This is a genomic window from Gluconacetobacter liquefaciens (assembly GCF_003350405.1).
In the GTDB taxonomy this organism is placed as follows: domain Bacteria; phylum Pseudomonadota; class Alphaproteobacteria; order Acetobacterales; family Acetobacteraceae; genus Gluconacetobacter; species Gluconacetobacter liquefaciens.
This window is the reverse complement of record NZ_QQAW01000018.1, coordinates 15,578-28,484: the sequence shown is the minus strand read 5'-3', so window position 1 is coordinate 28,484 and position 12,907 is coordinate 15,578. Positions and strand designations below refer to the sequence as shown.

Sequence of the window (12,907 nt, the reverse complement as noted above, 5' to 3'; positions counted from 1 at the left end):
ACGAACATCACAGATAGGCGTCGGCGGTGGCGAGGTAATCATGCACGTAGCGGCGGACCCCGTCCTCCAGCGACGTAAACGGCCTAGTGTATCCCGCCGCGCGCAGCCGCGTCATGTCGGCACAGGTATAGGATTGATAATGGCCGCGCAGCGCCTCGGGCATGTCCACGAATTCGACCTGCCGGGCCACGCCGGCCGCATCGCACACCGCATGGGCCAGATCCAGATAGGTGCGCGCCACCCCGGTACCGCAATTGAACAGCCCGCTGACATGCGGATTGTCCAGCAGCCAAAGCATGACGTTGACCACATCCCCCACCCAGATGAAGTCGCGTGCCTGCGCCCCATCCGCCAGGCCGGGCACGTTCGAGCGGAACAGCCTGGCCGGCCCGCCGCGCATCAGCTCGTCGTATTTCACCTTCACGACCGAGACCATGCCACCTTTGTGGTATTCGTTCGGCCCATAGACATTGAAGAATTTCAGCCCGGCCCACTGCGCGGGCGCGGGCTCGTTTCCGGCCGTCCACGCCTGCACATGGCGGTCGAACACATGTTTCGACCAGCCATACAGGTTCAGCGGCCGCAGCGCCTCCAGCCCCGCCGGATCGTCGGAAAACTGCTCCGGCCGGTCGGCCGCGCCATAGGTGGCGGCCGAGGACGCATAGATGAACCGCACCCCTTCCCGCGCGCACCACTGCCACAGGCGCGTCGACAGATCGACATTGGTGCGCCAGACCAGATCGCCGTCGCGGGCGGTGGTCTCGCTGATCGCCCCCATATGCAGCACGGCGGACACGTCGGGCCGGCTGTCCAGAAAGGCGTCCAGCGCCTCGGGGGCCACCAGCCGGTCGGGCGCATGGCGCGCCACATTGCGCCATTTGTCGCCCGTTCCCAGCCAGTCGACGATCACCGTCTCCTCGCCCCGCGCCCGAAGCGCCGCCTGTAGACATGAGCCGATGAAACCGGCTCCACCGGTGATGATGATCATGCCGTCTCTATAAAACAGATCGCGCCACGTTCGAAGAGGCTGTCCGGACTGCGCTTCGGATCGCCACCAGCGCAGATTGCAGACAGGCTCTCCGATACTCCGATGAACATTCTCAACCCGCCCCGGACCCCGCACCGCAAGCCCGCCTTTCGTATTGCCGGATGGTCTTGCGGCACCGGACTGTCTATATGCTGCGCATGCGATCCCTCGGTCCGCGCTCCCTCCGGCGGGTGCGGGCACAGACCCGGCAGTGAACATAGGAGGACCCGCCATGTCCGACAGGCCACGCTTTTTTGATGATCTCGCCGGTGTCGCCGGCGGCGCGCTCTCGGCCCTGGCAGGCGTGCGCGAGGAGGTCGGCGCCATCGTCCGCGTGCGGGTCGACGAAGCCCTGTCGTCGCTGAACCTCGTCCGGCGCGAGGAATTCGAGGTTGTGCGCGAACTCGCCGCCCGCGCCCGCGCCGCCCAGGAAGAGTCCGACGCCCGGCTGGCCGCGCTGGAAGCACGAGTCGCCACGCTGGAAGCCGTCATCGCCCCGAACGAGCCGTTTCCGGCTCCCGAGCCGCCGGGCGGATCGTTCAGCAATTACGCCTGAACAATAAATTTTTTGTCTCGATCGTCCGCACGCATGCGCCTGCGCTTGCCAGCATGGCCAGACCGCCCATAGGGTTGGGGTGTGACCACATTCCCACCCGTGGCGGGAATGACACATGGTCCGGTTTGCAGACGTTCGGGGTCCGACGCACGACGCCGGCCCCCTCCCTCCACGGCCTAGGGGAGTCCCACATGCCTGCCCTCTCCATCTCCACTTCCAAGCACGACGCCAACCCGCTCGATCTGATGGAACAGATCGTCGGCGGATACGAATGGGCGTTCGAACGCCGCAACGATTCGGAAATGGCCGCCGAGGCCCCCGGGAAATGGTGCGACTACGGTCTGTATTTCTCCTGGTCGCGCGAAGTCAGCGCGATGCACTTCACCTGCACGTTCGATCTCAAGGTGCCTCACCAGCAGCGCCGCGCCCTGTTCGAACTGGTGGCACTGGCCAACGAGCGGTTGTGGATCGGTCATTTCGGCATGGATCTGGAAAGCGGCATGCCGCTGTTTCGTCACGCCGTCCTGCTGCGCGGCGCCCCCGGCGCATCGATGGAAAGCCTGGAAGACATGATCGACATCGCCATCACGGAATGCGAGCGCTTCTACCCAGCCTTCCAGTTCGTCCTGTGGGGCGGCAAAACCCCCACCGAGGCGCTGGAAGCCGCCATGCTCGACTGCGCAGGCGAAGCATGAACGACGAGAAGACCACGCCCGCCCCGCTTCCCCCGCTGCTGCTCGTCGGATGCGGGCAGATGGGCGGGGCGATGCTGGCCGGCTGGCAGGCGGACGGGCTGGCCCCGTCCGTCATTCTCGACCGGCACCGCGACGATATTCCCGCCCCGCACACGGTCGCCCGGCAGGCCTCCGATCTACCGGACGATTTCACCCCCGCCCTGATCATCCTGGCGACGAAACCGCAGAAGGCGGCGGACATCCTGCCGTCCATCGCGCGTTTCGCCCGCCACGCGCCGGTCCTGTCGGTCATGGCCGGCAAGACGGTCGGCGGCCTCACCGCCGCCCTTGCCGCCGCCGGCGCCCCTGGCGCGACCGTCATCCGCGCCATGCCCAACACACCCAGCGCCGTCGGCCAGGGCATGACCGTCTGCTTCGCCCCCCCCCGCCGCGACCGAGGCCGACCGCGCCCTCTGCACCCGCCTGCTCTCGGCGGTGGGCGACGTCGCCTGGGTGGCGGAAGAGCAGCAGATGGACGCCGTCACCGCCGTCTCGGGCAGCGGCCCCGCCTATGTCTTCCTGCTGGCCGAACTGATGGAACAGGCCGGCATCGCCCAGGGCCTGCCCGCCGGCCTGGCAAGGCAGATCGCCCGGCGCACCGTCTCGGGCGCCGGCGCGCTGATGGAACAGTCGGGTCTCGACGCGGCGGAACTGCGCCGCCGCGTCACCAGCCCCGGCGGCACGACCCAGAAGGCGCTGGATGTCCTGATGGCGCCATCGGCCTGGCCGGCGGAAATGGAGGCGGCAATCGCCGCCGCCGCCCACCGCGCGCACGAACTGGCATCCTGAACGACGAACTTGCACGCCCCTGCGCCGTAATTTAACCGCAATGAAGACCAAGCCTTCCGGATCGGCCGGATCGGGCCACAGACCAGATGACCGTCAGAAAGCTTATGGATAACGATCAGTTCGACGATGCCCTGCTTCGCGCCGCCATGGAGCGTGCCGCACTTTACGGTTGGGGACGGCTGACCGTCGTCGACGCCGCGCGCGACGCCGGCGTGCCGCTGGACGAGGCCCGGCGCCGCTTTCCGGTCAAGACCGCCATCCTGCTGAAACTCGGCCGGCTGGCCGATGAATCGGCCCTGGTCGATGACGGCAGCACCGGCACGGTGCGCGAACAATTGTTCGACGTGCTGATGCGCCGTTTCGACGTCCTGCAACAATATCGCGAGGGTGTACGCGCCGTGATGCGCGCCCTGCCGTTCGATCCCGCACTGGCCCTGTTCCTGGGCGCCACGACGGCGGAGAGCATGCGCTGGATGGCCGGCGCCGCGGGCCTCGACCTCTCCGGCCCCGCCGGCGTCCTGCGCCTCCAGGGCCTGATCGGCGTCTGGGCCTACACGATGCGGGCGTGGGAGCGCGACGACACCGAAGACATGTCGCGCACCATGGCCGCCCTTGACCAGGCACTGGACCGCGCCGGCCGCCTGGGCACCATGCTCACACGGCGCGGCGCCGCCACGGCGGAGACCGGGCAGAGCATGGACCCGATCGACCCCTCGATCGACCTGCCGCTCGATCCCCTGTCGGACCAACTGTAAACCCCGACGCAGGAACCCTCTTTACGCGGCCCCATCCTTCCCTCTAGAAGGACGAGGCCGACACGATCCGGTCCAATGGGGCGTAGCCAAGTGGTAAGGCAGCGGATTTTGATTCCGCCATTCGGAGGTTCGAGTCCTCCCGCCCCAGCCAAACTGACAATACGAGAGCCCAGTCCCCCGCCGGCCTCTTCCCCTTGAAGACGCGGACGGGAACTTCTGCACAGAACCTCTCCACGCCAGAGATACAGCCATATCATATTGATTTCGAAAAGAAACATGATATGGAAATACCGCCTGCGCGGTCAGGTCATCACCCCGTCATTCCGGTTCCTGACCAGAGCAGCAAGCAGCCTGCGCGTCCTGGTTTCACAATCAGGACGGCATAGGCTCGGAATTTCCAGGATCGTTCCTGGCAGGCCATCATCACGGCCACTTCCGGTGCGGGCGACGCCATAACCGCGTCGCTACCGGACATCTGAAGAACAGAACCGGCACACTTTCCCCGATCAACCGGCGAAAGCGGTCTTTGTCACACCCACGCCATAGGTGCGGGCCACGGCCGCTGGCAGCCATGGCCCAGGCGGATCAGACCGCCTTCTTGAGGTTCGGACTGGCCTTGAAACGAACGGTCTTGCCAGCCTTCACCTTCACCGGCTCGCCGGTGCGGGGGTTCAGCGCCTTGCGCGCCTTGGTCTTCTTGACCGTGAACGTCCCGAAAGACGGCAGGGTAAACCCGCCTTCCTTCTTCAGTTCCTTGACGATGGCAGCCATCAGATCGGACGCAGCCTGGTTGGCGGCGACACCGGTGCAGTCGATCGAATCCTGAATAACGGCTGCAATAAAGGCTTTGCTCATGTGCTCTCTCTTCTCCTGCCAGGTCCTGGAAATACATTCGCGACGGGCCGAAACCGTTGCGACGCTCCGAAACAGCGGTCGCGGCTTTTAGCGCGCTGTTAAACCTTATGCCACAAAATTCTTCAATGCATGGAGATTCTTGCTGACATGAACAGCGAAATAGCCACCCCTTCCCGAAACTGCCCGATTTCGCGGAAAACTGGACAAGAGGCGGTGAATGATAACGGACGCGCACCGCTTTTCGTCCAATGACCCGGCCACGCATCACCTGCCTGTTCGCCCAGTACGATCCTGCAGGCCTGCTGCGCCCCCATACCCGTCATTATCTGGGCGAACTCGCCGCCTGCGGCATGACGGTGCATCTCGCACTCTCGGGCGCCCGCCATATCGCGCCGGATATCGCCCGTTTCTGCGCGGATCACGGCATCACCCCCCATACACGGCCCAATCGCGGCCTGGATTTCGGCGCCTGGCAGGATCTTCTGTCCGCCGGCTGCGCCAGAGGCGCCGACAGGGTCCTGCTCGCGAATGACAGCGTATTCGGCCCCCTGAATCCTCTGGCACCTATCCTGGAGCGGATGATGGCACACCCCGCCGATGTCTGGGGTCTGGTCGAATCCCGCCATCCCGTCTGGCACCTGCAATCGTGGTTCCTGTGCTTCAGCGCCGACGCGCTCACCCATCCGGCGATCCAGCGCGTGCTGGCCCTCCCTTTCACCGAGATGACCAAACCAGAAATCATCCTGCACGGCGAACTGGGCCTGGGCACGGCAATCCGCGCGGCGCGCCTGCGCGTCACCGCAGCCTGGAGAGACGATGCAAGAGGTCCGCGCCGCCTCGTTCCCGTCAATCCGATGCATGTCGACTGGCTGTCGATCGCGCGCTCACCCGACTCCCCCTTCATCAAGGTCGAACTTCTGCGCGACAATCCCTGCGGCATCGGCTGGATCGGCGCATGGCGCGACCTCTTGGCGACGCGCGATCATTTTCCGGCCGCCTGGATCGACGACGCCTTGCGCGGCCGCCCCGCGTCCACTGCCATGGCCGGCTGGAAAATCCGTCTGCTGTTTCTCCTGATCAGCCGCGATCGGCCGGCAATCCTGCGGGCCATGCGTTGGCGGCGGTCCGCAACAGTTCCAGCAACGTCACCGCCTGCTGCTGCCACGTAACCAGTTGGCTCTTGCAGGGATTGACATGCCCCGCCAGCCGGTCCGGCCGGTCCAGAAGCTCCGTCACCGCCGCCACAAGCGCGTCCGCATCGGCCGTCAGCCCGATCAATGTCCCGTTCACGCCGGCAACGATGTCTTCCGCCTGCCCGCCCGGTGCCGATGCGATCACCCAGACATCGCGGGCCAACGCCTCACGCACCGTCAGGCCATAGCTTTCGGGCCAGCATGACGGAAACAGCAGCACGTCGATGGATTCGAAAAAAGCGTCGATCGTCGCACTGTCATAAGCCGGCATCACCTCGACGGTACCCCGCACCCGCCAGTCGGCCACATCGACGGCATTCATGCCCAGCACCGTCTTGCCGTCTACCAGCCGCAATACCCAGTCTCCACGCTCCAGGGTCTCGAACGCCGCGCGAACCAGCGGATACCCCTTCACCGCCTCAACCCCTCCGACATACCCGAACCGCAGCGGAGCCCCCTCCGGCCGCCGCGCCCTGGGCGTAACAGGCCAGCGGAAGCCATTGCGATGCACGACGATCCGCGCAGGATCAACACCGTTGGCCAGATGCAGGTCCCGATGCGCGGCACTCGGACTGAGCAGAAGGGCAGCATCCCGCAGGGCGGCACCCGCCAGCACCGCGCGATCCTCCAGATAACGCGCATCCGGCCGGCATCGCTGGCAGGCCCGCAGGTCGACCCGTTTCTGCCCGCAGAAGCGCCCGTCCTCACGCACCATGAACTGCCTGTCGCACAACCACCAGGCATCATGAAGCGTGATCACATAAGGAATATCCCGCACCCGGCACACATCGACCAGCCCCACGCCCAACCCCTGGGTGGCATGAAAATGGACCACATCGGGCCGGAACGCCGCGACATGCTGCGCGAACAGCGCGGCAGCCGCCGGATGATCAAACATCATGATCGGGTCCGCCGTGGGCGGCAGATCCACCGCCACCACCGGCACGCCGTCATGGTCATAACGCATCGCCGCCGCCGGACGGTCCGGATCATACACGCCTCCCGGCCGCGTGGTAAAAACCGACAATTCGACGCGGCCACTGGCCCGCAGCCGCTTGACCATCTCCACGGCGACATGCGTGGCCCCGCCGAAAGCCCGTGGCGGGTAATAGACATTCACGCACAACACACGCAGCCGCCCGTCCTGCGCTACGGGCGGCGGAGCACCGAACACGGCCCGCAACTGGGTCTCCGCCACGCGCGCGGGGGCATAGCGCGCACCGACATCGACACGCGCCCGGGCTCCCACCTCCCGCCGCCATGCCCCATCCGCCGCCAGCGCCAGTATCGCGCGCGTCCACTCCGCATCCGTCCTGGCCAGCAAGCCGGTCTGCCCGTCAACGATCACATCGGCAAAAGCCCGCCGGGGCGAACAGACCAGCGGCACTCCCACCACGGCCGCTTCCAGATATTTGATATTGCTCTTGGCATCGTTGAAGACGCTGTCTTCCAGCGGCGCGATGGCGATATCCGCGCGCGCCATCAGCGCCAGATAATCCGCATAGGACCGTCCGACCAGAACCACCACCCGCGCGCCCATCGCCCGCATGGCGGGCGGCAGAGCCAGTTCCCCGACAATCCATAGCACCAGCCGTGGATTTTCCGCCATCGCCGCCATCAGCCCAGGCGCCGCAGCAAGAAAATCGGCATCATGCGTACGGGTGCCCGACCCGTAGATCACGACGACCGGCCCATCATCCTCTTCCTCCGCCCGCGGCGGCAGACTCAGGCGCGCGGAACGCGCGGCATCCATCGTTTCCCTATCAAGGGCGTTATCAATAACCCCGACTTCCCGCACCCCGGCATCCCGCATCGCCTGCGCCAGGACGGGTGTGGAGGCAATGCCCTGGCCGCACCCGAGCATGCAGGCACGGAACAGTCCCGCCCCAAACAGCAGCCGCGCGCGTTCCTGTTTCGTCAGCATCGCAAGATTGCCGTTGCGAGCATAAAGGTCACGGTCGAAGATCAGATCATCGACTTCCCACCAGGAGGGAACACCCAGACGCCGCGCCTCCTCCAGCATGACCTGGACCGAAGCGAATGCCGGCACACGATAGAACACCACGCCGGAACAGAACTGCAACGCACCCAGCGCATCAGCGGTATGCCGCCAATCCACCACCCGGCAGTCCCAGCCCAGCAGTCGCATCTGTTCCACCCTCTGCCAGACACGATATTTCGCACACTGGCTCAGGCTGAGTTCCGCGATGATCAGAATGGTGGGCGTCCACGCGACCGGTGCCACCGGCAACGCCGCACCGCCGTCCTGCGCCCTCTCCACCCGCGCGACCTCCCCGCGCGGAAAAAGAGCACGCCCGACATATCCAAGCGCCGGCCCGACCCCGTCACGCCCGATCCGGCGCCACAAACGCACGATCGCTTCGGTCAGCGGGCGGCCGAACGGATCGCGCCCGCGCGTAGCCGCCCGGATCATCCGCGCCACCCGCAGGACCCGACCGGAAAGCGCCCGATCCTGCATTGCCATCAGGTGGCGCAACTGGTCGAGTTCCGCCCGCAGGTCCGCCGCACGGGCTGCCTGAAGCCGCACGCCAGCCTGCCCGACGCCGCGGTCGCCGGAAAGAGGCAGGCTGGAAGCGGAGCCGTCCACGCGCCGCGATCAGCTCAGGGTGAAGTCGCTGGTCTTCAGATCCGTAATCCCGACGAACGTAATCCGCGTGTTGTCGGTCAACTGGATGGTGCTGTTTCCGCCCGCGATGGTGGCGGCGGAAAGAATGGTCTGCAACTGACTGCTGTTCTGATAACCATATTGATACAGCGCGACCATGTTCCCCGCCGCGCTGCCGAAATCGGTAATGACGTTATCTCCCCCGCTGCTGGCCCCGTTGGTAAAGGCAAACAGATTGTCGCCGCTTCCGCCCGTCATGGTCGCGCTGCCGGTGCCACCCACCAGCGTATCGTTGCCCGAGCCGCCGACAAACGTCACGTTGCCGCCATCGGCAAAGGCATGCAGCGGGCTGCTCGCCTGCGCACCGTCCAGGGTCTCGTTTCCTTCATTGGCCACGAACAGCGTCGGCCCGGACGCCCCCAGCGTCATGGTCAGGCCCGCCGCGCCGAAGATGGTGGATTGCCCCGCCACCACACTGGTCATACCCGTGCCGTTCAGGAAAGTCAGGCTGCCGGTAACGCTGATCGTATTGCCGACACCTTCCGAAACCTGCAGGTTCCCAGCCGCGGAAATCGTATCGGAGACCGCGCCCGCGATCGTGCCCGACGACCCGGTGAACGCCACCTTGTCCTGCGCTCCGCCGGACACGGTGCTGCCGCCCCCCACCGAGACGATGCTGCGGGACGCATTGTCGACGACGGTCGCATTGTCGCCCAGCAGAACCAGCGAACTGCCGCCATTGATCGTCACCGACTGGGTACCGAGCGTCCCGACAATGGTATCCGTCCCCATCGAATTGACGGAGTTCGATCCATCTCCAAGGAAAATCCGATTCGCGCCACTACCGGCATCGACGGTATCATTGCCGCCATCGGTCACGACCAGGTCATTACCCGCGCCCATGTTAATGGTAAAATTGCCGCTCCCACCAATAAAGACGTTGTCGCCGGCCGTCGCCAGGAAGCTGCCCCCGGCCGCACCACCCAGGAACGTCGTTCCCCCCAGCGTACCGGAGATGACATCCACCGGCGTCGTAACCTCATGCGCGTCGATCGCCACCGGCGCCGTCAGCACGGAATCCGACGCGCCACCCGACAGCGCACCGGCCACGATGTTGACGTAGGCCCCGTCCAGCGCATAGGCGCCGCCGACCGTGATCACACCGACCGAGCTGCCGATGCTGGCGGAATTGAAGCCATTCTGTAATGTGGAAAAACTCTTGCCCGCGGCGCTCTCTCGCAAAGTCTTCGCATAGGCATTGGCCAGGGCAAGCGTGTCGCCGCCATCGACCGTCACGTTCACATTGGTGCCGGTAGCACCCATCACGGTTACAATCGCCACAGCCCGCTCCCCGATATTGCCTGGCCGGACGACAACACGTCATCAGCCATTACGAACCGATCCGAAGCCGCATCGCATGACGATGTGCGCCTGGAATAATGGGATCATGTAAGCGCAGAGACCTTCCCAAAATATTAACATCCTGTCGTGCAGGATCGAAAAATCACATACCACCGTAAGATGGACGCGCGGCATTCCGATGGACGCAGACAACTGGCACCCCTTCGCCCGCACCCAGCCAGACGACCCCGCGCTGCTGGGCTGCGACGCGCTCGATCCCTATTTCCTCTCCCCCCCGGACCTGGACCCCGATCCCGCCATCAATACGGTACTGCCGTTCCTGGGCTGGGTCCTCGCCCTCGCCCGGCCGCATACGGTCGCCCTGTTCCCCGACCGCCCCGCCCTGCATCTGTTCCTTAACGAACAGGCTCGCCACCTGCGCCTGCCTATGACACTCCACACCGTCCCGGCACACCTGCGCCCCGGCACATGCGACCTGCTCTGGGCCGCCCTGCCCCCCACAGGCACGGATACGCCGGCACCGGACCAATTGGCCCCGCTTCTGTCGCCGCGCGGCGCAATGCTGCTGTACGGGCCGGATACCGCAGCCGGCCACCCTCCCCCATGGGACCGCTGGCTGGCCGGCCGCCCGACCGCAACCCTGAAACTGGGCGGCAATCTGACCGTGGCCCTGCCGGAGCCAGCCCCCGGCACCGAACATACCCACCCGCTCGCCGGTCTCTGCGCGGCGCTGAACGGCGCGCAGGGCGATCGCGTGGCCGCCAACCTGGCCAGCCGCTTCGCCGCCATCGGCACGCACTGGGCCACCCGGCGCACCCTTGCCGATACCAGGGCGGAACTGGCGGAAACCCGCGCGGCCCTCAGCCGCGCCCGGCTGGACGCCATGGAGTTGCGGCTGGACCGGAACCACACCCCCACGGCCGACCCGCCAACCGCCGCCTCACCCGCACACACGCCGCCGCCCCCCCCCCCCCCCCTGTGGACCCGCCTGGCCCGCCGACTGGCAGGCCCGCACACCCCTCCCGTAGCCGCGCCACCCTCCGAACCCGCACGAGCCCGCCTGCCCGTCCGCACGGTGCTGTTCGTCTCCGGCGAACCCACGACGCCGGGCACGATCTATCGCGTCAACCGCAACGAAGCCGCCTGCCGCAAGGCCGGCTACGCCACCCGCAGCCGCGCCTGCGCCGCCATCGGCCCGGACGACATGCTGTGGGCCGACCTGATCGTCCTGTGGCGTGTGGAATATAGCGGCCATGTCGATACGCTGATCGGGATGGCCCGCGCACGCGGCACCCTGCTGGCCTTCGACGCCGACGACCTCGTGTTCGAACCCGCATTGGCGCGCGGCGACCTGATCGACGGCATCCGCGTCAGCCCCGCCCCCGTGGCGCGGATCGAACGCATGTATGACGACATGCAGCGCACGCTGCGACGCTGCGATTTCGGCATCGCCACCACCGACACCCTGGCCGACCGGATGCGCCCCTTCACGCCGCTGACGGTCACCATCCCGAACATCCACGACCAGCCAACGCTCGAACGCTCCCGCCAGGCCGCCCGCCGCCGCGCGGCCACCCCGCCCGACGGGCTGGTAAGGATCGGCTACGCCACCGGCTCGCGCACGCACCAGCGCGATTTCGCCCGCGCCCTGCCGGGCCTGCTGGCCGTCATGGCCCGGCGGCCAGACGTGCGGCTGGTCCTGTTCCGCGAGCCCGGAGGCGGCCGTCCGCTGCTGCTGACCGAGGAATTCCCCCCCCTGCACGCCCGCGCGGCGCAGATCGAATGGCGCGACATGGTCGGGCTGGACGCCCTGCCCGACGAACTGGCACGGCTCGATATCTCGATCGCGCCGCTCGAAACCGGCAACCCGTTCTGCGAGGCCAAGAGCGAACTGAAATTCTTCGAGGCCGCACTGGCCGGCACCTGCACCGTCGCCTCCCCCACCGCGCCCTTCCGCGCCGCGATCCGCGACGGCGTCACCGGCCTGCTGGCGGACAGCGACGCGGAATGGGAGGACACGCTGACCCGCCTGGTGGACGATCCCGCCCTGCGCACCCGCATGGCACGCGACGCACTGCATACGGTCCTGTGGGAATACGGCCCGCAACGACAGGCCAGCCTGATGGCGCTGACGATCGCCGGCCTGACCGGCGGCCAGACCACCGCACGGACCGGCGCCCAGGCACTGGCACGCGGCCCCGCCCGAGCCCGCGCCATACCGACCATCCCCGACAGCGAGACACTCCTGCACCACGACCAGTTGCAGGACGCGGCAGTCACCGTCGTCATCACCGCGTACCAATATGCCGATCATGTCATCGAGGCCCTGGACTCGGTGCGTCACCAGACGCTCGCACCGCTCGACCTGATCGTGGTGGACGACGCCTCGACCGACGACACCGCCGCCCTGGTCAGCGGCTGGATGGCGCGCCACGGCAAACGCTTCAACCGTCTGCTGCTGCTACGCGCCCGCCGCAACGCCGGGCTGGGCGGGGCCCGCAATATCGGCATGGCCGCCGCCGAAACCCCCTACGTCATGCAACTCGATGCCGACAACCGCCTGTTGCCCGACGCCTGCGCGCACCTGCTGGATGCCATCCAGCGCGACGATGCCGGGTTTGCCTACCCGATCATCCGCCGGTTCGACCGGGCCGACGGCGTGATGGGCGACCTCGCGTGGCACCCGGCACGCCTGGTGGGCGGCAACGTCGTCGATGCCATGGCGATGGTGGCGAAATGGGCCTGGGCGGCGGCCGGCGGCTATTACGTGCGCCGCGACGCCATGGGGTGGGAGGATTACGATCTCTGGTGCACCCTGGCCGAACTGGGCATCGCCGGCACGCATGTGCCCGAGATCCTGGCCGAATACCGGGTCCACGACGCCGCCATGACCGACAACGTCACCGAACGGGCAGCGCACAAGCAGCGCGTGGTCACCTTCCTGCGCGCCCGCCATCCCTGGATCCGCCTGACCGCGCCGGATGCAAGAAGCAGGGCATAGGCTGCCATG

Annotated in this window: 9 protein-coding genes, 1 tRNA gene and 1 pseudogene; 7 read left to right on the top strand and 4 right to left on the bottom strand. The window is 66.7% G+C overall.

All coding sequences use genetic code 11. From position 1 onward, the window contains the following. Window positions 1-7: 7 nt before the first annotated feature. Window positions 8-988: an ADP-glyceromanno-heptose 6-epimerase gene (gene rfaD / locus C7453_RS17975; RefSeq protein ID WP_114729566.1), complete on the bottom strand. Its 981-nt coding sequence runs from the start codon at window positions 986-988 to the stop codon at window positions 8-10. Between the two features lie 271 nt (window positions 989-1,259). On the opposite strand from rfaD, the gene C7453_RS17970 reads away from it, so the two are divergent. From C7453_RS17970 to C7453_RS17950, 5 genes and pseudogenes are all read left to right on the top strand, one after another. After that, window positions 1,260-1,583, top strand: a complete 324-nt coding sequence (locus tag C7453_RS17970) for an accessory factor UbiK family protein (protein ID WP_114729565.1) — start codon at window positions 1,260-1,262, stop codon at window positions 1,581-1,583. A gap of 191 nt (window positions 1,584-1,774) precedes the next feature. Beyond that, the gene (locus C7453_RS17965; protein WP_114729564.1) at window positions 1,775-2,278 is read left to right on the top strand and encodes a type III secretion system chaperone family protein; all 504 of its coding nucleotides are present in this window, start codon (window positions 1,775-1,777) and stop codon (window positions 2,276-2,278) included. Between the two features lie 71 nt (window positions 2,279-2,349). Continuing rightward, window positions 2,350-3,106 (top strand): annotated as a pseudogene (gene proC, locus C7453_RS17960) (pyrroline-5-carboxylate reductase). A 104-nt stretch (window positions 3,107-3,210) separates the two neighbouring features. Beyond that, window positions 3,211-3,861, top strand: a complete 651-nt coding sequence (locus tag C7453_RS17955; protein ID WP_114729563.1) for a TetR family transcriptional regulator — start codon at window positions 3,211-3,213, stop codon at window positions 3,859-3,861. A gap of 76 nt (window positions 3,862-3,937) precedes the next feature. Next, window positions 3,938-4,012: transfer RNA gene (locus C7453_RS17950), tRNA-Gln, on the top strand. 434 nt (window positions 4,013-4,446) lie between these two features. On the opposite strand, the gene C7453_RS17945 is transcribed toward C7453_RS17950, so the two are convergent. Then, on the bottom strand, window positions 4,447-4,716 hold the full coding sequence (locus C7453_RS17945) for an HU family DNA-binding protein (RefSeq protein WP_114729562.1): 270 nt from the start codon (window positions 4,714-4,716) through the stop codon (window positions 4,447-4,449). Between the two features lie 248 nt (window positions 4,717-4,964). On the opposite strand from C7453_RS17945, the gene C7453_RS17940 reads away from it, so the two are divergent. Beyond that, complete coding sequence (locus C7453_RS17940; RefSeq protein WP_114729561.1) at window positions 4,965-5,885, top strand: rhamnan synthesis F family protein; 921 nt, start codon at window positions 4,965-4,967, stop codon at window positions 5,883-5,885. Here C7453_RS17940 and C7453_RS17935 read toward each other — a convergent pair. Both C7453_RS17935 and C7453_RS17930 read right to left on the bottom strand, forming a co-directional pair. Then, on the bottom strand, window positions 5,794-8,517 hold the full coding sequence (locus C7453_RS17935; protein ID WP_245949150.1) for a glycosyltransferase: 2,724 nt from the start codon (window positions 8,515-8,517) through the stop codon (window positions 5,794-5,796). The genes C7453_RS17940 and C7453_RS17935 overlap by 92 nt on opposite strands. A gap of 9 nt (window positions 8,518-8,526) precedes the next feature. After that, entirely contained in the window at window positions 8,527-9,876 is a 1,350-nt protein-coding gene (locus tag C7453_RS17930; RefSeq protein WP_114729559.1) for a beta strand repeat-containing protein, read from the bottom strand. A 199-nt stretch (window positions 9,877-10,075) separates the two neighbouring features. Here C7453_RS17930 and C7453_RS17925 point away from each other — a divergent pair, with 199 nt between their 5' ends. Further along, window positions 10,076-12,898: a glycosyltransferase gene (locus C7453_RS17925; protein ID WP_114729557.1), complete on the top strand. Its 2,823-nt coding sequence runs from the start codon at window positions 10,076-10,078 to the stop codon at window positions 12,896-12,898. The last annotated feature ends 9 nt before the right edge of the window (window positions 12,899-12,907 follow it).